We start from the raw sequence: 19794 nt of genomic DNA on the forward strand, positions 1-19794 counted from the left end.
ATGAGCGCGCCGGCCCCGGAGCGGTCGATCGAGTTGGAAATCGGTGGCATGACCTGCGCCTCCTGCGCCTCTCGAATCGAGAAGAAGCTCAACAAGATCGACGGTGTGACCGCCACCGTCAACTACGCCACCGAGAAGGCGAAGGTCAGCTTCCCGGACTCGGTGACGCCCGACGATCTGATCGCCAAGGTCGTCGACACCGGCTACACCGCCAGCGTGCACCACACCGAGCCGGTGAAGACGGCCGAGCCCGAAGGCGATCCGGCGCCGACGGCCACCCGGCAGCTGCGGCACCGCCTGCTGGTGAGCCTGGCGCTGGCCATCCCCGTGGTGGCCATGGCCATGATTCCGGCCCTGCAGTTCACCAACTGGCAGTGGCTGTCGCTGACCCTCACCGCGCCCATCGTGGTGTGGGGCGGCGCGCAGTTCCATCGCGCGGCCTGGGTCAATGCCAAGCACGGCGCGGCCACCATGGACACCCTCATCTCCCTGGGCACCGTGGCCGCCTTCGGTTGGTCGGTCTACGCGCTGTTCTTCGGCGACGCCGGTCACCCCGGCATGAAACACCCCTTCAGCCTTGCCATTACCCGCGGCGACTCCTCCTCCGCCCTGTACTTCGAGGTGGCGGCGGTCCTGATCACGGCGATTCTGGCCGGGCGCTACTTCGAGACGCGCTCCAAGGAGAAGGCCGGATCCGCCCTGCGGGCCCTGCTGGAAATGGGCGCCAAGGACGTGTCGGTGCTGCGTGGCGGCGCCGAAACCCGGATCCCCGTGAGCGATCTCCGGGTGGACGAGGAATTCCTGGTCCGCCCCGGCGAGAAGGTCGCCACCGACGGTGTTGTGGTGCACGGTAATTCGGCCGTCGACATGAGTATGCTCACCGGCGAGTCCGTACCGGTCGAGGTGGGTCCCGGCGATCAGGTGGTCGGCGCGACCGTCAATGCCGGCGGCCTGCTGACCGTCCGCGCCACCCGCGTCGGCGCGGATACCCAGCTGGCCCAAATGGCCTCGCTCGTCGAGGAAGCCCAGAACGGCAAGGCGCCCGTGCAGCGCCTGGCCGATCAGGTCGCCGGGATCTTCGTCCCGATCGTCATCGCCATCGCCGTTGCCGCCCTTGGCTTCTGGCTCGGCACCGGTGCGGCCGTCGCCACCGCCTTCGGCGCGGCGGTAGCGGTGCTCATCATCGCCTGCCCGTGCGCCCTGGGCCTGGCCACCCCGACCGCGCTCCTGGTCGGCACGGGTCGCGGCGCCCAGCTCGGCATCCTGATCAAGGGCCCGCAGGTCCTGGAGTCCACCCGCCGCATCGACACCGTCGTCCTGGACAAGACCGGCACCGTCACCACCGGCAAAATGACTCTCGCCGAGGTGATCCCGGCCGCAGGCGTGGACCCCGACGAGCTGCTCAGCGTGGCCGCCGCCGTCGAGCACGGCTCCGAGCACCCGGTCGCCAGGGCCGTCGTGAACGGCGCCGAGGACCGCGGCCTCGACACCGAACAGGTCGACCAGTTCGTCAGCCACGGCGGCAAGGGCGTCCAGGGCCTGGTCGGCGAGCGCGCGGTCGTCATCGGCCGCACCGAACTCCTCGACGACTGGTCCATCCAGCTGCCCGAGGCGCTGGCCGAGGCCAAGATCGCAGCCGAGCAAGCGGGCCAGACCGCCATCGTGGTCGCCTGGGACGGGGAGGCCCGCGGCATCCTCGTGATCGCCGATGCCATCAAACCGACCAGCGCCCAGGCGATCTCGGAAATGCGCGCGCTGGGCCTGACCCCCGTCCTCCTGACCGGTGACAACGCCGCCACCGCCCGCACCGTCGCGGACCAGGTGGGCATCGACGAGGTCATCGCCGAGGTCCTCCCCAGCGACAAGCTCGACGTGGTCAAGAAGCTCCAGGACCAGGGCAAGGTGGTCGCCATGGTCGGCGACGGAGTCAACGACGCCGCCGCCCTCGCCCAAGCCGACCTCGGCCTGGCCATGGGCACCGGCACCGACGTGGCCATCCAGGCGGCGGACCTCACCCTGGTGCGCGACGACCTCCGGGCCGTCCCCACCTCGATCCGCCTGTCCCGAGCCACCCTGCGCACCATCAAGGGCAATCTGTTCTGGGCCTTCGGCTACAACGTGGCAGCCATCCCCCTGGCCGCCGCCGGCCTGCTGAACCCCATGCTCGCCGGCGCCGCCATGGCCCTGTCCAGCGTTTTCGTGGTCAGCAACAGCCTCAGACTGCGCCGCTTCAACTGAGTGACCACAATTTGCTGATCCGTGGGGCGGGTCGATAGCGTCGGTTCGCCCGGCGGCTTCCGATCCGCCCCACCTTCATGTTTTCAGCAAGGGGGCCGAGATGGCGGGGGTTGGTGGCCCGCCCGGATGCGGCGGTCTGGTTCACGCCGCCTACGCTGCGTGAGCGCGACCGTCTGTCCCGTGAAGCCGAGAAGGAGATCCCATGACGTCGACCGGTTCGCTGCCGAGTCTTGCCGAGTATCTGGCTGCCGCGGGGGTGCAGGTTGCCGCTGTGGAGGCGGGTACGCCGGGGGCGCCGGTGATTTCGATGCCGGTGCCGGAGGGGTGGCAGGAGGTGCCGGCGGCGGCTTTTCCCGGGGCGTACGGGGTGTGGGCTACGGCGCCCGAGGGCGGCTGGGCCGATAATGCGGTGCTGCTGCTGGGGAAGTTGTCGGAGACGGTGAATGCGGTCGAGCTGCTGGAGTGCGGGTTCACCGATGCGCGCCGGCTGCCGGAGTGGCGGGATATCGATACCGACAGTGGGGAGTTCGCGGGGTATCCGTCGAGTGCGATCACCGGGACCTATGTGGTGGAGCCGCTGACGTTGTGGGCCTACAACCGGTACATCGTGGTGGGGGTCGGGGCGGAGCAGTATTTGGTGCAGTTGACCGTGACCACCAAGCAAGAGCACGACGGTGGGGATGCGGCCGCCATTGTGAACGGGCTGACGATCTCGGCCTAGCAACCCTGGTTCGGGGAATCCCGGTTGGGCCGCTCGGATTTCGGTTCGGGCGGCCCTGTTCGTGCGCTAGGACTGTTGGGCGAGGCGGACGAAGGCGGCGGTGTCCAGGGTTTCACCGCGCGCGGTGGGGGCGATTCCGGCTGCCACGAGGCGCTTTTCGGCATCGGCGGGGGAACCGGCCCAGGAGGCCAGGGCGGCGCGCAAGGTTTTGCGGCGCTGGGCGAATGCGGCGTCGATGACCGCGAAGACCGTGCGCCGGAACTCGATGTCCTGCGGCCAGGGCGATTCGGCGAAGCGGTCGATGCGGACCAGGCCGGATTCGACTTGCGGTACGGGCCAGAAGATTTGGCGGCCGACCGTGCCGGCGCGGCGGACGGTGCCGAAGAAGCCCGCCTTCACGCTGGGGACGCCGTAGATGCGGCCGCCGGGTTCGGCGGCCAGGCGGTCGGCGACCTCGAGCTGCACCATGACCAGAGCCGTTCGGATGCTCGGCAATTCGGCCATGAGGTGCAGCAGGACGGGGACGGCCACGTTGTAGGGCAGGTTGGCGACCAGGGCGGTGGGCTCGGCGGGAAGGTCGGCGCGGGTCACCTTCATGGCATCCATGCCGACCACGTGCAGGCGGTCGGCGAGTTCGGGGGCGCGGTCGCGCACCGTCTGCGGCAGATGCCCGGCCAGGGTGGGGTCGATCTCCACGGCGACCACGCGGTCGACCACATCCAGCAGCGCGAGGGTCAGCGATCCCAGGCCGGGCCCGACCTCGAGGACCACGTCGTCGCGGCCGACGCCGGCGGTGGCGACGATCCGCCGCATGGTGTTGGCGTCATGGACGAAGTTCTGCCCGAGTTGCTTGGTCGGGCGTACGCCGAATCGCTCCGCCAGCTCCCGCACTTCGGCGGGACCCAGCAGGGCGGCTTTACCTCGACCAGCGATTTCGGTGTCGGACATTCTCCGAAACCTATCAAGCACCGCCCGGTCAGTTGTCTTCGGTGGCGTCCTGATGGCCCGCGCACCACTGCTCGGCGGGCACGATCGCCTGGACTTCGGCAATGTGCTCGCCGCAACCGGACCAGGTGGTCTTACCGCAGGAGCAGCGGACAGGCTGACACATGAATGGATTCCTTTCAGGACACGGTGGGGCTTGCCAGCATACGGGTGGTGAACTCGTCCATTGCCGCATACATCTGCGGGGAGAGCTGCACGTGCGAGCCCGTGCCGACGACCGACTCGTACTGCACGCCGGCGGCGCTGAACTGCGCGGCGAGGGCGGCGTGCAGCGGGGAGGGCACCACATAGTCGGCGGCATTGAGCAGCAACAGGATCGGCGCGGTGTAGCCGGTGGTCGGTATCCGCATGTAGGCGTCGACGGCGGCCCGGAAGCCGGGATCGTCGAGCGGCCGGGCGAGGAGTTCGCCGATGGCGGAACCGCCGACGGTGCGGGCGATGTCGTAGTAGCACTGGCTCGCGGCCGCATCCAGCACCTCGCGGCCGCGCGGGGTCAGATAGCCGTCGACATCGAGTTCCGGATGCACCTCCCGCAGTCCGGCCAGAATGCTGACGATCAGGCCGACGGCCTCATTGCTCTGCGCCACCGGCAGCGCCGGCACGCCGGGCCCGAGCAGCGGCACGAACTTCTCGATATCCGAGGCCGGATCGACCGCGATGACCCCGCGGAAGTCGAGTTCGGGCGCCAGGCTCGCCGCCAGGTTCGCCGCGCCCAGTGCCGCGTGCCCGCCCTGCGAGAACCCGGTGACCGCCCAGGTCCGCGCGAGGTCCGGCCGCGCCGCCCGCGCGGCCTTGACCATATCGATGGTGGCGGTCGCCTCGGTGCGTAGCTCGAGATACGGATGCGGCCCGGTGTCGAACAGCCCCAGCCCGAGGTAATCCGGTGCGGCGACGGCGAATCCGCGCGAGAGCAGATACCGGATCCGATTGTCGGTGTTCTGGCTGCTCACCGGATCCGGTCCGCTCATGCCGCCGCAGCCCGCGCCGAGCCCGGAGGTGCCGTGGTCGTAGGCCATGATCGGCCAGCCGCCCGCCGGCGCGGGGCCCTCGGGAATCAGCAGCGCGCCGCTGGCCCGCACCGGTTCGCCAGTGGAGCGGGTGGTCCAGTAGGTCAGCACCGAGCCATTGGGCTGATCGTGAAATCCGGCCGGCTGCGCGGTCGCCGCGATCAGCGTGCCCGGCGCGTCCGCCCGCGCCGGAGCGCCCGGGAGCGCGAACAGCGTGCTCGCCGCCAGCGCGGCAATGGTCAGGTACCGCGCGAGCGCGCCGGTCGATCGCATGAATCCCTCTCAGGGTCGCGGGGGCGTGGCGAGAATCCGATCGGTGAAGGCGTCGATGGCCGCCCACATCTGCGGATTCAGCTCCGTGTGCTGTCCCGTGCCCACGACGGTCTCGTACCGCACCCCGTTCGCGGCGAGCTGCGCGGCCAGGGCGGCGTGCAGCGGGGACGGCACGACGATATCGGTGGCATTGAGCAGCAACAATATCGGCGCGTCGTAGCCGGCGGTCGGCAGCATCATGTACTCGTCGACGGCGGCGCGGAAGCGCGGATCGTCGAGCGGCCGGCTCAGCATCTCCCCGATGGACACCCCTTCGACCGACTTCATGATGTCGAGGAAGCACAGGGCCGCGGAGTCGTCGAGCACCTGCCGTCCGCGCGGGGTCAGGTAGCTGTCCACATCGAGTTCCGGATGCGTCTCGCGCAGGCCCACCAGCATGCTGACCACGAATCCATTGACGGCGGCGCCGTTCTCGCCCGGCACCGCGGGCACGCCCGGGCCGAGGTACGGCAGCACCTTCTCCACATCGGAGGCCGGATCGGAGGCGATGACGCCGCGGAAATCCAGGTCGGGCGCGGTGAACTGCTGCAGATGCGCCGCGCTCAGCGCCGCATGCCCGCCCTGCGAGAAGCCGATCACCGACCAGGTGCGCGAGAGGTCGGACCGGGCCGCGCGGGCGGCCTTGACGAGATCGATGGTGGCGCTCGCCTCGGAGCGGGTTTCGAGATACGGATGCGGGCCGGTGTCGAAGCGGCCCAGCCCGAGATAGTCGGGCGCCACGACCGCGAATCCCTTGCCGACCAGTTTCCGCAGCATGGCGCTCTCGCGGTCACGGCCGCCATTGGCGGCGGTGAGGTCGGTCTGCCCGCCGCAGCCCGGGCCGAGACCGGAGGTGCCGTGGTCGTAGGCGAGGATCGGCCAGCCGCCCGCGGGCGCCGGGCCGTCCGGCAGGTACAGCGCACCGCTGGCTTGCACCGGTTCACCGTTCGAGCGGGTGGTCCAGTAGTCGACGATGTAGGCATTGGATATTCCGCGGAAGCCGCTCTGTGCGCTCGCCTCGATCACCGCGCCCGCCGACGCCGCCTGCGCCGGGGCTCCGGGGGCGATCAATACGACCCCTGTCGCCGCTACGGCCGCGGTGAAAATCCGCGTGCGCCCATCGAACAACCGCATGAATCCTCCATCAGGCCCGACCCTCAGACAATGTGCGTGCCGGGCCGAGTTTATAGATCTGATCACTTGCCCAGTTTGAGAAATCTCTGGCAAAGCGATCTGCCATAATCCGCGACGCTTCCGGGGGTTCGGGGGCGAAGCCGCTGAGAGTCCCCGAGAGATGGGCGATACCATTGACGATCGTTGTAACTTGTTCTAATTTCTCGCCATGTTGCGCAGATACGATGGCCGTCGAGTACTAGTCACGGGTGCCGGTTCCGGCATCGGGCAGGGGGTCGCCCTGCGGCTCCTCGAGGAGGGGGCGCAACTGGTCGCCGCCGATATCAACGAACCGGGCCTGGCCGCCACCGTGGAGGCCGTTCCCGCCGATCAACGCGATCGGCTGCACACCGTCCCCTTGGATGTCGCCGACCCCGAATCGGTGCGCACCGCCACCGCCGCGGCCCTCGAATTCCTCGGCGGCCTGGACGTTCTCGTCAATGCCGCGGGCATCATGCGTGCCGCCCACACCCATGAGATGCCGCTGGAGACCTGGAATCAGGTGATCACGGTCAACCTCACCGGCACCTTCCTCATGTGCCAGGCCGCGCTGCCCGCCCTGGTGGACTCCGGTCACGGCGTGATCGTGAACTTCTCCTCCACCTCGGCCTTCGGCTCGGTGCCGTATATGGCCGCGTACGCCGCGTCGAAGGCGGGCGTCAACGCGCTCACCCACGCGCTCGCGCTGGAATACGTGAAAAAGGGTGTGCGCGCGGTGAATATCGTCCCCGGCGGCATCAGCACCGGCATCACCTCGGGCCTGAACCTCCCGGCCGACGCCGACTGGACCCTGCTGGCCCGCCTGCCCGGCTGGCTGGAGGGCGGCATGCTGGGCAAGCCCGAGGACATCGCCGGCGTGGTGGCCATGGCGGCTTCCGACGACGGCCGCTATATGACCGGCACCGAACTCCGGGTGGACGGCGGGGCGCTGATGTAGCTAGCTCAACCCCATGCGGGAGGTGCAGGCGGGCCAGGCGCCCCAGCCCTGACGGGCGCGCGTCACCTCGGCGATGGCGATCTGCTCCTCGCGGGTCGCCAGATCCGCCCGCGGCGCGTAGCGCAAACCGCCCTGGCGTTCCCAGGTGCTCTGGTCGAACTGGATGCCGCCGTAGTAGCCGTTGCCGGTATTGATGGCCCAGTTGCCGCCGGATTCGCACTTGGCCAGCGCATCCCAGGTGGCGCCGTCCCTGACCTCGGGCACCTCGGTGCCGGGCTTGGCGCCCTTGCGGACGGTCTTCGGCGCGGCCGGCGTGATCACCGTGGAGCTGATCGGATCCTTGCCCGCCTCATGCCCGTTCACGATCGACACGGCGAAGGTGACGTCGTGGACGCCGGGCACGCCCGGGTTCTCCACGATGGTGCGGCTCATATTGAGCGTCGGGTCCTCGATGACGTTCTCCGGCGGGTCGAGCGGAAGGCGCTCGACGCGGTTCTCGACGACCTTGCGGGTGACGGTGATCTTCATGCCGTCGGTGAGCGGGGTGTCGGCGGCCGGAACCACGGAGTCCTGATTGGCCAGCGGGACGCCCTGCACCTCGAGCAGCTGGCCGACGGTGGGCGCGGCCAGGCGCACCAGGCCGAGCGGTCCGCCCATATCGGAGAGCTCCACGGTGCGCGGGTTGGTGATGAGCATGGCCGCGCCCTCGAGGGGCAGCGGGCTCGGCCGCGACGGCGAGGTCCACACATCGTGCGGCAGACCCAGTTTGACGACGGCCTCGGCGACGGTGAGCGCGGTGGTCCACGCCTTGGACGGTTTGCCGTCCACCACGAGCGAGACCTCACGGGCCCGGTTCAGCGTGATGGTGGCGCCGTCGGCGACCCGCTCACCCGCGGACGGGGAGACGTCGTCGCGGTCGGACAGCGTGTAGCCGGCGTCCTTGAGCACGCCGCGCACATCGCCGAACATCGTGTTCTGCGTGAGCTTCTGGCCGTCGACGACCACCGTGACGCTTTTCTTGTTCACGATGGCCAGGCCCGCGCCGACGATCAGCGTGACCAGCATCGCCGCGATGGCGCCGTACAGCAGCGGCGAGCGCGACGAGTTGATCTTCGCAAGAGCGTTCATCGGAAATCCCGGCATGGTCACAGTACGATAACGAGGGGGTCATGAATTGACAACCGATACGCGCCGAACTGCGGCAACGAAAATCACGGGGCGATATCGAACCGCAGGTTAATCACGATCGCACTGGATCATAGTGAGGTAGCGCACAACCGCCAACCCGGGGGGTTGGTTCGAAATGTGAACAATGGCGCGATGGTTGGCGCGTCACGCAATGGGAGGCAATGCGTGGCAATCAGATTCCGTAGACCCGTCGCGCATTCGCGGTAGTGATCTTGGCCAGCGCCGCCGGTTCCTGCTCCCGCAGTTCTGCCAGCGCACGCAGGGTGTACGGCAGCATGTACGACTCGTTGGGCGCGCCCCGGAACGGATGCGGGGTCAAAAACGGCGCGTCCGTTTCGACCAGAATCTGCTCATCCGGTACGAGTTTCGCGGCTTCCCGCAATTCGTGAGCATTCTTGAAACTCACGGTCCCGGAGAAACTCAGCACATAGCCCCGGTCCACGCAGGCCATGGCCATGGCGGTGTCGGAGGAGAAGCAGTGGAAGATCACCGCTTCCGGCGCGCCCTCGTCCAGCAGCACGGTGAGCAGGTCGTGATCGGCCTCACGATTGTGGATCATGAGCGGTTTGCCGAGCCGTTTGGCCAGGTCGATATGCCAGCGGAAACCCTCGATCTGGGTCTCGATATCGGCGCATCCGTCGAGCTTCCCGGGCCAGTAGTAATCGAGGCCGGTCTCCCCCACCGCGACCACGCGCGGGTCCGCGGCCAGCCGCTCCAGCTCCGCCTTGGCGGCCTCGTCGAGCGCATTGGCGCGGGTCGGGTGCAGCGCCACCGCCGCGTACACCCGGAAGTCCCAGTTGGCGGCCCGCACCGCGAAGCGGGCGGCGGCCAGATCGTCGGCCACGGTCACCACCTCGCGCACGCCCACGCGCGCGGCCCGGTCCACAATGGCCGCAACCGATTCCGCGTCGGTGGCCCCGCAGGCGTCCAGATGGGTGTGCGCGTCCACCAGCGGCGCCAGCGGCTCCGGCGGTTCGGGCGCAGGTCGGCGGCTACTCATGGGCGACACCGGCCACGGGGATATTCACGCGAGCGTGTAGAGGCACGCAGATAGAGTAGACACACCATGAGCGCATCCGACCGCCCCGCCTTTTACATCACCACGGCCATCGCGTACCCGAACGGTGCGCCGCACATCGGACATGCCTACGAGTACATCTCGTCCGATGCCCTGGCCCGCTTCAAGCGGCTCGACGGGTTCGACGTGTTCTACATGACGGGCACCGATGAGCACGGCCAGAAGGTGCAGCAGGCCGCCAAGGCCGCGGGCGTGCCCGAGCAGGAGTACGCCGCCCGCAACTCGGACGTGTTCGAGCGCATGGACAAGGCCCTCGACATCTCCTTCGACCGGTTCATCCGGACCACCGACGAGGATCACCGGGCGGCGTCGGTCGCCATCTGGGAGAAGATGGCCGCCAATGGCGACATCTACCTCGACACCTACGCCGGCTGGTACTCGGTGCGCGACGAGGCCTTCTACACCGAGGAGGAGACCACCCTCACCGAGGACGGCGCCCGCATCTCCACCGACACCAAGACCCCGGTGGAGTGGACCGAGGAGTCGAACTACTTCTTCCGGCTGTCGAAGTACCAGGACAAGCTGCTCGAGCTGTACGAGACGCATCCGGAATTCATCGCGCCCGCCACGCGGCGCAATGAGATCGTCTCGTATGTGAAGGCCGGGCTGAAGGATCTGTCCATCTCCCGCACCACCTTCGACTGGGGCGTTCCGGTGCCGGGCGATCCGGCGCACGTCATGTACGTGTGGGTGGACGCGCTCACCAACTATCTGACCGGCGCCGGCTTCCCGAATACGGATTCGCCCGCCTTCCAGAAGTATTGGCCGGCCGATCTGCACATTATCGGCAAGGACATCACCCGCTTCCACACCGTGTACTGGCCGGCGTTCCTCATGAGCGCGGGCATCGAACTGCCCAAGCGCGTCTTCGTGCACGGCTTCCTGTACAACAAAGGCGAGAAGATGTCGAAGTCCGTCGGCAATGTCGTCGACCCCATGGACCTCGTCGAAACCTACGGCCTCGACGCCGTGCGCTTCTTCCTGCTCCGCGAGATCTCCTACGGCCAGGACGGCTCCTACAGCCACGAGGGCATCGTCGGCCGCATCAACACCGACCTCGCCAACGAATACGGCAACCTGGCCCAGCGCTGCCTGAAAATGGTCGCCCGCGACTTCGGCAGCGTCGCCCCCACCCCCGGCGAGTTCACCCCCGAGGACCGCGAACTCCTCGACCGCGCCAACGGCCTGCTGGAAAAGGTCCGCGCCGAATTCGACCAGCAGCAACTCCATCTCGGCCTGGAACAGCTGTGGCTCACCCTCGGCGAGACCAACCGCTACTTCTCCGCCCAGGCCCCGTGGACGCTGGCCAAGTCCGGCACCCCGGAAGACATCGCGCGTGAGGCCACCGTCCTCTACGTGACCATGGAAGTCCTGCGCATCGTGACCCTCCTGGTCCAGCCGGTGATTCCGGGCTCCGCAGGCAAGATCCTGGACCTCCTCGGCCAAACCGGCCGCACCTTCGCCGACATCGCCACCCCGCTCCAGCCGGGCACCGCCCTGCCGGAGCCGGAGGTCGTCTTCCCGAAGTACGTGGAACCCAAGGCAACCGCCGCCAAGTGACCCCAGCGGGTGCTGCACGGCCGAACAGGGCCGTGCAGCACCGCAAACCACACGCGACGGTGAGTGTGGGCGCGGGGACGAGGGGCTACATCGCTTCCCGGAAGGGGCAGCACCTTCGCGCTGGAGATTCCCCTCCAAAATCCACCGCATCCTCGCTGGAGCAGCATCCATTTCCGGAGCGGGGACGGTCAACCTGCGGGGGTCACACTATTTGTGGCACTCGGGGCGCCACCGGGCGTCATTCGGGGCGCGGTGTCAGCGTGAACAACTGGTAGTTGCAGTTGTCCGGGTGGAACGAGTTGTACGACCGCATGGTGAAGCGGTGCAGCTCGCCAGTCTCCGGATTCCGCACCGTCGCGAGCGAGTTGTTGTACACGGCCTCGTCCATATCGGTACGCCACAGCCGCTCGAAATCCGGATTGGTCCGGCAGGTTTCAATGATCTGGGCAAGCCGCTCGGGCGCCACCACGCCCGGGGAGTTCACCCGCAGGATGAACAGCAGCCGATGCACGATCTCCTCCCAATTGCCCAGCACCTCGCGGGCGAGCGGCTCGGTCATCATGCGCTCGATGACATTCGCCGGGCGGTCGGCATCCGGCTCGGTCGGCTGTAGCCACGGAATCATCTCCCGTGCAACGCTGTTGGCAGCCAGGATCTCGTACTCCGGGAAACGGTGGAAGTAGGCCGGAAACGGAAAGCTCTCGATATGGTCCAGGTCCTCCTGACGCAACTGCGGCGGCCAGGCCCCGACCGCCCGCGGGAACATCTTCGGCACCGCCAGCGACACCATCTTCTGCAGCATCCACACCGGTGCGCTCACCACCGCACACCAGTCCTCCAGCCGATCCACCGAGATCGGCCGCTCCCCGCTCTCCAGCTTCCGATACAGCGACACACTCACGAACATCCCGCGCGCCACTTCCTCCTGCGTCATCCCCAGGCTCTCCCGCCGGTGCCGCATGTACATCCCGAGCATCGGCTGCTCGGGCAGAAACTCCGCAAGATCGAATGAACCGGTCACGTATCTACGGTGTCAGACGGGTGACGGTGCCCAGGAAGCTGGTCACGTAGGCGAAGTTCGGGTCCCAGCCGGGGCCCTGGCCGAAGCGGACCGAGGTGGCGAAGGGGAGGTTGTCGGCGATGGTGCAATGGTGGCCGGTGTCGGGGTCTACCCTCACGACTTGGCCGGCGACGTTGAGGGCTACGTAGACGGCGCCGTCGGGGCCGAGGGTGAGGTCGTCGGCGGAGTTGAGGGGGCCGAAGCCGGGGAGGGTGATGCGGGTGGGGGCGGCCGAAGGGTTGTCGATGGCTATGGCGGCGATAGTGGTGGTTGTGTCGAAAGTGGTGGAGACGAAGAGCTTTCGGCGGGAAGGGTCGTAGGCCAGGCCGTTGGTGAAGGTGAGGTCGGGGGCCAGGGGGTGGGCTCCGGTGCCGTCGGCGGCGATGCGGGTCAGGGCGGTGGAGGAGCCCAGGTCACGGCTGACGACGAAGCTGCCGTCCGGGAGTTGGGCGAGGCCGTTGGGCATGCGGAGGCCGGTGGCTGCCGTGGTGACCGTGCCGGTGGGGAGGTCTACGGACAGGATGGAGCCGTCGGGGGTGTCGGCGAGACCGCTGCGCAGGGTGTTGCCGGAGTTGACGTAGGCGGTGGCGCCGGAAACCACTATGCCGCCGGGGGATTCGATGGGGGCGACGGTGGTGAGGGCGCCGTCGGGAGTGAGGCGTCGCAGGGCGCCGCCGCTGCCGGTGAGCGACAGTTCGGAGAGCAGCAGGCCGCCGCGGCCGTCGAAGGCCAGGTTCTCGAGGGTGCCGTGGCCGGAGGCGATGGTGGATTTGGCCCAGACGCCGCACTCGGCGATTCCGGGTGTAGCACCGGCGGTTCCCGGGGCGATGAGGGTGAGCAGGACGCCGAGCTGAGTGGCGGCGAGGCCGCCGGTGAGTGCCTTCCGAATGCGCATCGATTCAACCTAACCGCTGGTGGCGAGCGAAATCTACTGTCGCTCAGACAGTTTCAAATGAAAGTATCAGTGCACATGGCGTAACAGCATTACCGGCCAGCTCAGCAGGTGAAGTCCCTCACAGTGATCCTTCACAAACCGGGGCCCTCACCGGCCGAAACCCGCGTCGGCGCGGATGTCTCAGACGATTCGCCGCCATCGGCCCGGTCGCATGCGTAGTTACCGTCGGGTAGCCTCAGTTCATCACCGTTTCGGATTGCATTTCTTCGCCCTTTCAGGAGTCCCTGTGCTGCATTCTCGATTCGAGGCGATCGGCGCCTATCTACCGTCGAAACGCGTCACCACCGAAGAGCTCGTCTCGCAATTGAAGGAGGCGCCGGGCTTCGATCTCGAACGAATCACGGGCGTCAAGGAACGTCGCTTCCGCGATACCTCCCCGGAGAACACCGAAGACTCGTTCACCCTGGCCATCAATGCCGTCGAAGACTGTCTGTCCAGGTCACAGTACTCGGCCGCTGATCTGGACGTGATCATCTCCACCTCGATCACGCGCAGCAAGGAGGGCACCAAGATGTATATGGAGCCCTCGTTCGCGGGCTCCATCGCAAAGGCCATCGGCGCTCGCGCGGATGTCATTCATTTCGACCTGTCGAATGCGTGCGCCGGAATGCTCACCGGCACCTACATTCTCGATCGAATGATTCGCTCCGGTGCGGTTCGCCGCGGAATTGTCGTCTCCGGCGAGGCGATCACTCCCATTGCGGAAACCGCTGTCGCGGAAATCTCGGAAAAGTACGATCTGCAATTCGCCTCGCTCACCGTCGGCGACTCCGGCGCGGCCGTGGTGCTGGATCAGGCCGTCGACGACAACGACAAGATCCACTACATCGAGCTGACCACCGCCTCGGAGTACTCGCACCTGTGCCTCGGCATGCCGAGCGACAAATCGCAGGGCGTGGCGCTGTACACCGATAACCGCAAGATGCACAACGAGTCCCGCTTCCTGCTGTGGACCGATACGCAGGGCGGCTATCTCGACAAGCAGGGCAAGACCTTCAGCGACGAGCAGTTCGATTACATGATCCACCACCAGTTCGGCGCCGGGGCGATCCCGTTCATCAACGCCATTGCCGAGCGCGAGTTCGGCGTGCCCATGCCGCCCGACCTGAATGTCATCGAGAAGTACGGAAACACCTCCACCACTTCGCATTTCATTGTTCTGCACGATCAGCTGAGCCAGCAGGCCATTCCGTCCGGATCCAAGGTCCTGATGGTCCCGGCCGCCTCCGGCGTCGTCGCGGGATTCCTGTCCACCACGATTTCGTCTCTGAAGGTCTGAGGTCTGACATGGGCGTGCGCATCAAATCCACCGGAACCAGCCGGGCCGGTGACACTTTCAGCATTGTCGAGCACAGCGCGGCGGCGGCGCGGCAGGCCATGGAGCGGGCCGGGGTGCGGCCCGATCAGATCGGCGTGCTGATCAATGCGGGCATCTTCCGCGATTCCAACACCGTGGAACCCGCTGTCTCGGCGCTGATTCAGAAGGCCGCCGGCATCGGTCTCGACTACGAGAAGAACGATCCGCGGTCGTTCTCCTTCGATCTCATGAACGCCGGTGTCGGCGTGCTCAATGCGGTACAGGTGGCACAGTCCATCCTGGCGACCGGGAGCGCGGAACACGTGCTGGTCGTCTCCGGCGACACTCATCCGTCGCTGCAGCGGGCCGCCGCCGATGACGAATTCCCCTATGCCACTTCGGGCGCCGCGCTCCTGCTGGAGCGTACCGAGGATGCCGAGGGCTTCGGACGGGTGCACACCGCGACCGAATCCGGTTCGCCCGCCATCGAGTCCTATGTCGACGTCGCCACCATGGGCGCGCGGGGCCGCGAGCTCATGACCGTGGTGCGCGAACCCGGGGCCGAGGACCGCCTGGTCGCCCTCGCCGCCGATGTGGCGCGGCAGGCGCTGGCCGAGGCCGAGATCGACTTGGTGAACACCGCGCTCATCGCCTCCACCGTGTCGCCCGGCTTCCCGGAGCGGCTGGCCGCCGAACTCGGCATTGCGGCGAGCTCGGTGCGCACTCCCGATCTGTCGCAGGGCGATCCGCACACCGCCGCCCTGCCGCTCGCGTACGACCGTGCGGCGGCCGATGATTCGCTGCGCGAGTTCACCCGGGTGCTGTTCGTGGCGGCCGGCGCGGGCCCGTCGGCGGCCGCCGTGCTCTACCAGCTGCCCGCCGCGGTGGGAGCCGCGGCGTGACGACCGCGACCTATTGGCAGGCCATCGACCGCTTCCGCGCGGTCGTGGCCGCCGATCCGGACCGCGAGGCGGTGATCTTCCCCGCCGGAATCGCCGCCTCCGGTCTGCCGGAGTACCGGCATCTCACCTACCGGGAACTCGACGACTGGTCCGACACCATCGCCCTGCGGCTCACCGCGGCCGGCGTCGGGCGCGGCACCCGCACCATCGTGCTGGTGCTGCCGAGCCCGGAGCTGTACGCGATCATGCTGGGGCTGTTGAAGATCGGCGCGGTCCCGGTGGTCATCGATCCGGGCATGGGCCTGCGCAAGATGCTCAATTGCCTGCGCGCCGCGAATGCCGAAGCCTTCATCGGCATTCCGCAGGCGCATGCGGCACGGGTGTTGTTCCGCAACTACTTCCGCCGGGTGCGGGTGGCCATCACGGTCGGCCCGCGCTGGTTCTGGGGCGGGCCGACCCTGCAGAGCTGGGGAACGCCCGCGGCCGCGCGCCCGGGCACCGCGGCCGATCGCGTTCGCGAGCATGTGAGCCCGAAAGTCGCTGCGCGACTGGATGAACTGCTCACCACCTTGGAAGGCGCGCGGTCCGGCAGTTCCGCCACGGCGGTCATCGATCCCCGGTTCGACGCCGCAACGCTCGCCGAACGCGTGCCCGCTCCCGCCGACGAAGTGCTGCTCATCGCCTTCACCACGGGCAGCACCGGCCCGGCCAAAGCCGTGGAGATGACCCACGGAAACCTCTCGGCCATGGTCGATCAGGTGCATGCCGCCCGCAATCGGGTCGAGCCCGGCACCTCGCTGATCACCCTGCCGCTGGTCGGCATTCTCGACATGCTGCTCGGCTCGCGCTGCGTGCTGCCGCCGCTGATTCCGAGCCAGGTGGGCTCCACCGAACCGGCGCATGTGGTCGATGCCGTCAACCGATTCGGCGTGCGCACCATGTTCGCCTCCCCGGCCGTGCTCATCCCGCTGCTGCGGCACCTGGAGAAGCACAAGACGACGGTGCCGACACTGCACAGCATCTACTCCGGCGGCGCGCCCGTGCCCGACTGGTGCATTGCCGGCCTGCGCGAGGTCCTGGCCGAGGACGCCGAGGTGCACGCCGGCTACGGCTCCACCGAGGCGCTGCCCATGTCGACCATCGAATCGCGGGAGCTGCTGGACGGACTGGTCGAGCGCGCACACAACGGCGAGGGCACCTGCATCGGCCGCCCGGCCGAGGGCGTGCGGGCCCGGCTGGTCGCCATTACCGACGATCCCATCCCGACCTGGGCGGACGCGCAGGCTCGCGCAGGCGAGCTGGACGCCACCCGCGGCATCGGCGAACTGGTGGTCGCCGGGCCGAATGTGAGCACCCGCTACTACTGGCCCGAGCAGGCCAATGCCGCGGGCAAGATCGCCGACGGCGACGTCATCTGGCACCGCACCGGCGATCTGGCCTGGATCGACGATCAGGGCCGGATCTGGTTCTGCGGCCGCAAGAGCCAGCGCGTGCAGACCGCGGACGGTCCCATGTTCAGTGTGCAGGTCGAGCAGGTCTTCAACACCCTTCCCGGTGTGGCGCGCACGGCGCTGGTCGGGGTCGGCCCGCGCGGCGCGCAGCGGCCGGTGCTGTGCGTCGAGGCCGAGCCGGGCGCGGACCAGGTCGGCATCGCGCTGCGATTGCGCACGCGGGCAGCCGAATTCGAGATCACCGCGAAGATCTCGGAGTTCCTGTTCCACCCGAGGTTCCCGGTCGACATCCGACACAATGCCAAGATCGGCCGCGAACAGCTCGCGGTCTGGTCGGCACAGCAGCTCGGAGAGGACACACCACAATGAAAACCACTGCACTGCGGGCAGTTCCGGTACTCGGCTGGCTCTACCTGGCCGTCGGGCTGCTCCTGGCCCTGGCCGGGAACGCGCCCGCCAACCGGTTCCTGCGCACCGTCTTCTGGATCGATGCCTTCCTGAGCATCATCGTGCACGCGGCGCAGATCCCGGCCGCCCTGCGCGCCGCACGGGGCAGTGACCGGTCCCCGCTGGAGACCGCGGTCATGACCCAGATCTTCGGGCTCACCTGGTGGAAGACCCAGGAGGCGGCGTGAAGGCCCTTGTCACAGGCGCGTCGGGCTTCCTGGGCGGCGCCATCGTGCGCCGGCTGGTCCGCGACGGCGACTACGAGGTGGCGATTCTGGTGCGGCCCACCAGCAATCTGCGCGATATCGCCGATGTGCTCGACCGGGTGGAGGTGCGCCACGGCGACCTCACCGATCTCGCCTCGCTGGTGCACGCCACCAAGGGCGTGGATGTGGTGTTCCACAGCGCCGCCCGGGTGGACGATCGCGGCACCCGCGCGCAGTTCGTGGCCGAGAACCTCACGGCCACCCAGCGTTTGCTGCGGGCGGCGCGCAACAATGGCGCCTCGCGCTTCGTGTTCATCTCCAGCCCCAGCGCCATGATGGACCGCGACGGCGGCGATCAGATCGATATCGACGAATCGGTGCCGTATCCGCACCGCTATCTCAACTACTACTCGGAGACCAAGGCGGCCGCAGAACGCTTCGTCCTGGATTCCGACACAAAGGATTTCACCACCTGCGCGCTGCGGCCGCGCGCGATCTGGGGCGCGGGCGACCGGTCCGGGCCGATCGTGCGACTGCTCAGCCGCGCCGCGGCCGGATCGCTGCCGGACGTGTCGTTCGGCAAGGACGTGTACGCCTCGCTGTGCCATGTCGAGAATATCGCCGAGGCGTGCGTGCAGGCGGCGGCCTCCGAGAAGGTCGGCGGCAAGGCGTATTTCGTCGCCGATGCCGAGAGGACCAATGTGTGGGGCTTTCTCGGCGAGGTGGCGACCGGGCTCGGGTACGAGAAGCCGTCCCGGCAGCCGAATCCACGCGTCCTGAACGCGGTGGTGGAGATCATCGAAACCATCTGGCGCATACCGTTCATCGCCACGCGGTTCTCGCCGCCGCTGTCGCGCTATGTGGTGGCGCTCATGACCCGCACCGCCACCTACGACACCGGCGCGGCCACACGGGATTTCGGCTACCAGCCGATCGTGGACCGCGATCGCGGGCTGGCCGAGTTCCTGGCCTGGCTCGAAACCCAGGGCGGTGTCGTCGAATTGACCAAGAACCTGCGGTGACCGCAGCAGAGCAGTAGAGGCACGCATGAACACCTTCCGGCGACCTATTTCGCCCACCGAACTCATCTACTTCCCGATGCGGGAACTGGCGCCGCCGTTCCTCATGCAGCTGGTGGTCGAGGGCACGGGCGATTTGACGCCGGACGAGCTGCGGCACGCGGTAGCCGTCGCGTCCGAGGCCAATCCGGGCGCGCGGCTGCGGCGTGACGGCGGGTACTGGGTGGACAGCGGCGTCGCGCCGGCGGTCCGCGTGGTCGCGCACACGCTGAACGATCCGGAGCTGGAAGCCGATCCGGTGCTGACCACGCCCATCGGCCCGACTCCGGAATCGACCGTCGAGGTGCTGCTGCTCACGGGCGCGCCGACCACCCTCGTGTTCCGCGTCTTCCACGGCGTCATGGACGGCATGGGCATGATCATGTGGGTGACCGATGTGTTCCGGGCCCTGCGCGGCCTGGAACCGATCGGCGCGGCCGATCCCATCGCCGATGCCGAGCTGGTCGCCAAGGTCGGCGCACCCGGCCGCCCCACCCTCATGCAGCCGCGTTTCCGCTCTGCCGTCGGCCACGGCCGGCAGGATCCGGGCGAGCACCGGCATCTGCTGCGCCACCGCACCATTCATGCCACCGGGCCGGGAGCCATGGTCCGGGTCGCGGCCATGCTGGCCGATGAAGGCGGGCCGGTCTCGCGCATCATGATCCCGGTCGACCTGCGCCGCCACGATCCGGACCTGCGCTCCACCGGAAACCTGGCGCTGCCGCTGTTCCTCGATGCCCGTCCGGGGGTGACCTGGCAGCAGCTCAATGCCGACAAGAAGATCGGGCTGCAGGAACGCCGCGAGCTCAATCAGATGGACAACAGCGGTCTCACCAAGCTCCCGCCCGCCGTCGGCCGCACGCTGCTGCGCGGGCTGAACTGGATGGGATCGCGCCTGGGCCGGAACCTGGCCTCCGCCACCGTTTCCCATATGGGCCGCTACGACCTGAACGAGCTCGCGAGCCCGCACTTCGCACCCACCTCGATCTACATCCTGCCCCAGCACAGCGTGGCCATGCCGCTGCTGTTCGGCCTGACCGAATGCGGGGGGCGCACCGAGCTCACGGTGTCGGCCCGCAGCGGGCGCGGTATTCCGGCGCGGCTGGACGCACTGCTCGATCGCATTGTGAAGACGCTCGAAAACGAACTACCCCAAACGGATTCGGTCGCGAAGTGAGACCGGTGGGCCGACGGCGGCC

General features: G+C 68.1%; 18 protein-coding genes. 10 read left to right on the plus strand and 8 right to left on the minus strand.

Annotated features, from left to right (window positions below; translation table 11 throughout):
- A complete protein-coding gene (locus ACYQ5L_RS34265) occupies positions 1 to 2238 on the plus strand; it encodes a heavy metal translocating P-type ATPase (RefSeq protein WP_459962345.1) in 2238 nt (745 codons plus the stop codon).
- Between the two features lie 202 nt (positions 2239 to 2440).
- Positions 2441 to 2959, plus strand: a complete 519-nt coding sequence (locus tag ACYQ5L_RS34270) for an LpqN/LpqT family lipoprotein (RefSeq protein ID WP_459962346.1) — start codon at positions 2441 to 2443, stop codon at positions 2957 to 2959.
- A gap of 66 nt (positions 2960 to 3025) precedes the next feature.
- On the opposite strand, the gene rsmA is transcribed toward ACYQ5L_RS34270, so the two are convergent.
- From rsmA to ACYQ5L_RS34290, 4 genes are read right to left on the minus strand one after another with little or no spacing between them, the layout of a single operon-like run.
- Positions 3026 to 3907 carry a 16S rRNA (adenine(1518)-N(6)/adenine(1519)-N(6))-dimethyltransferase RsmA gene (gene rsmA, locus ACYQ5L_RS34275; RefSeq protein WP_459962347.1) on the minus strand — a complete coding sequence of 294 codons (882 nt, stop codon included), beginning with the start codon at positions 3905 to 3907 and terminating at the stop codon, positions 3026 to 3028.
- Between the two features lie 28 nt (positions 3908 to 3935).
- Complete coding sequence (locus ACYQ5L_RS34280; RefSeq protein WP_379196423.1) at positions 3936 to 4070, minus strand: hypothetical protein; 135 nt, start codon at positions 4068 to 4070, stop codon at positions 3936 to 3938.
- A gap of 13 nt (positions 4071 to 4083) precedes the next feature.
- Positions 4084 to 5244 (minus strand): lipase family protein, encoded by a 1161-nt coding sequence (locus tag ACYQ5L_RS34285; protein ID WP_459962348.1) that lies wholly within the window; start codon positions 5242 to 5244, stop codon positions 4084 to 4086.
- Positions 5245 to 5253: 9 nt separating this feature from the next.
- Positions 5254 to 6417 (minus strand): lipase family protein, encoded by a 1164-nt coding sequence (locus ACYQ5L_RS34290; protein WP_459962349.1) that lies wholly within the window; start codon positions 6415 to 6417, stop codon positions 5254 to 5256.
- Between the two features lie 211 nt (positions 6418 to 6628).
- On the opposite strand from ACYQ5L_RS34290, the gene ACYQ5L_RS34295 reads away from it, so the two are divergent.
- Positions 6629 to 7393, plus strand: a complete 765-nt coding sequence (locus ACYQ5L_RS34295) for an SDR family NAD(P)-dependent oxidoreductase (RefSeq protein ID WP_459963631.1) — start codon at positions 6629 to 6631, stop codon at positions 7391 to 7393.
- Here ACYQ5L_RS34295 and ACYQ5L_RS34300 read toward each other — a convergent pair whose 3' ends face one another.
- Positions 7394 to 8521: a transglycosylase family protein gene (locus ACYQ5L_RS34300; RefSeq protein WP_459962350.1), complete on the minus strand. Its 1128-nt coding sequence runs from the start codon at positions 8519 to 8521 to the stop codon at positions 7394 to 7396.
- Positions 8522 to 8753: 232 nt separating this feature from the next.
- Positions 8754 to 9581, minus strand: a complete 828-nt coding sequence (locus ACYQ5L_RS34305) for a TatD family hydrolase (RefSeq protein WP_459962351.1) — start codon at positions 9579 to 9581, stop codon at positions 8754 to 8756.
- A 66-nt stretch (positions 9582 to 9647) separates the two neighbouring features.
- Between ACYQ5L_RS34305 and metG the strand changes: the two genes are divergently transcribed.
- Complete coding sequence (metG, locus tag ACYQ5L_RS34310) at positions 9648 to 11219, plus strand: methionine--tRNA ligase (RefSeq protein WP_459962352.1); 1572 nt, start codon at positions 9648 to 9650, stop codon at positions 11217 to 11219.
- Between the two features lie 238 nt (positions 11220 to 11457).
- Here the strand turns inward: metG and ACYQ5L_RS34315 are convergent, their stop codons facing one another.
- Both ACYQ5L_RS34315 and ACYQ5L_RS34320 read right to left on the minus strand, forming a co-directional pair.
- A complete protein-coding gene (locus ACYQ5L_RS34315; RefSeq protein ID WP_459962353.1) occupies positions 11458 to 12240 on the minus strand; it encodes an MmyB family transcriptional regulator in 783 nt (260 codons plus the stop codon).
- Between the two features lie 4 nt (positions 12241 to 12244).
- Positions 12245 to 13174 (minus strand): SMP-30/gluconolactonase/LRE family protein, encoded by a 930-nt coding sequence (locus tag ACYQ5L_RS34320; RefSeq protein ID WP_459962354.1) that lies wholly within the window; start codon positions 13172 to 13174, stop codon positions 12245 to 12247.
- 286 nt (positions 13175 to 13460) lie between these two features.
- On the opposite strand from ACYQ5L_RS34320, the gene ACYQ5L_RS34325 reads away from it, so the two are divergent.
- The 6 genes from ACYQ5L_RS34325 to ACYQ5L_RS34350 are packed head-to-tail and all read left to right on the plus strand — an operon-like array spanning position 13461 to position 19772.
- Positions 13461 to 14513, plus strand: coding sequence for a 3-oxoacyl-ACP synthase III family protein (locus ACYQ5L_RS34325; protein WP_459962355.1), 1053 nt, complete (start codon positions 13461 to 13463; stop codon positions 14511 to 14513).
- 8 nt (positions 14514 to 14521) lie between these two features.
- Positions 14522 to 15433: a hypothetical protein gene (locus ACYQ5L_RS34330; protein ID WP_459962356.1), complete on the plus strand. Its 912-nt coding sequence runs from the start codon at positions 14522 to 14524 to the stop codon at positions 15431 to 15433.
- A complete protein-coding gene (locus tag ACYQ5L_RS34335) occupies positions 15430 to 17253 on the plus strand; it encodes a fatty acid CoA ligase family protein (RefSeq protein ID WP_459962358.1) in 1824 nt (607 codons plus the stop codon). Before ACYQ5L_RS34330 ends, ACYQ5L_RS34335 begins: the two co-directional genes overlap by 4 nt.
- Positions 17250 to 17519: a hypothetical protein gene (locus ACYQ5L_RS34340; protein ID WP_459962359.1), complete on the plus strand. Its 270-nt coding sequence runs from the start codon at positions 17250 to 17252 to the stop codon at positions 17517 to 17519. The genes ACYQ5L_RS34335 and ACYQ5L_RS34340 overlap by 4 nt, the downstream gene beginning before the upstream one ends.
- On the plus strand, positions 17516 to 18559 hold the full coding sequence (locus ACYQ5L_RS34345) for an NAD-dependent epimerase/dehydratase family protein (protein WP_459962360.1): 1044 nt from the start codon (positions 17516 to 17518) through the stop codon (positions 18557 to 18559). Before ACYQ5L_RS34340 ends, ACYQ5L_RS34345 begins: the two co-directional genes overlap by 4 nt.
- Before the next feature lie 25 nt (positions 18560 to 18584).
- Positions 18585 to 19772, plus strand: coding sequence for a peptide synthetase (locus ACYQ5L_RS34350; RefSeq protein ID WP_459962361.1), 1188 nt, complete (start codon positions 18585 to 18587; stop codon positions 19770 to 19772).
- The last annotated feature ends 22 nt before the right edge of the window (positions 19773 to 19794 follow it).

The sequence above is a fragment of the Nocardia sp. IFM 10818 genome, from assembly GCF_054655275.1.

Coding starts and splice junctions, on each gene's coding strand:
- ACYQ5L_RS34330 (WP_459962356.1), top strand. CDS start 14,522: ATGGGCGTGCGCATCAAATCCACCGGAACCAGCCGGGCCGGTGACACT.
- ACYQ5L_RS34350 (WP_459962361.1), top strand. CDS start 18,585: ATGAACACCTTCCGGCGACCTATTTCGCCCACCGAACTCATCTACTTC.
- ACYQ5L_RS34285 (WP_459962348.1), bottom strand. CDS start 5,244: ATGCGATCGACCGGCGCGCTCGCGCGGTACCTGACCATTGCCGCGCTG.
- ACYQ5L_RS34300 (WP_459962350.1), bottom strand. CDS start 8,521: ATGAACGCTCTTGCGAAGATCAACTCGTCGCGCTCGCCGCTGCTGTAC.
- ACYQ5L_RS34340 (WP_459962359.1), top strand. CDS start 17,250: ATGAAAACCACTGCACTGCGGGCAGTTCCGGTACTCGGCTGGCTCTAC.
- ACYQ5L_RS34290 (WP_459962349.1), bottom strand. CDS start 6,417: ATGCGGTTGTTCGATGGGCGCACGCGGATTTTCACCGCGGCCGTAGCG.
- ACYQ5L_RS34265 (WP_459962345.1), top strand. CDS start 1: ATGAGCGCGCCGGCCCCGGAGCGGTCGATCGAGTTGGAAATCGGTGGC.
- ACYQ5L_RS34280 (WP_379196423.1), bottom strand. CDS start 4,070: ATGTGTCAGCCTGTCCGCTGCTCCTGCGGTAAGACCACCTGGTCCGGT.
- rsmA (WP_459962347.1), bottom strand. CDS start 3,907: ATGTCCGACACCGAAATCGCTGGTCGAGGTAAAGCCGCCCTGCTGGGT.
- ACYQ5L_RS34305 (WP_459962351.1), bottom strand. CDS start 9,581: ATGAGTAGCCGCCGACCTGCGCCCGAACCGCCGGAGCCGCTGGCGCCG.
- ACYQ5L_RS34320 (WP_459962354.1), bottom strand. CDS start 13,174: ATGCGCATTCGGAAGGCACTCACCGGCGGCCTCGCCGCCACTCAGCTC.
- metG (WP_459962352.1), top strand. CDS start 9,648: ATGAGCGCATCCGACCGCCCCGCCTTTTACATCACCACGGCCATCGCG.
- ACYQ5L_RS34270 (WP_459962346.1), top strand. CDS start 2,441: ATGACGTCGACCGGTTCGCTGCCGAGTCTTGCCGAGTATCTGGCTGCC.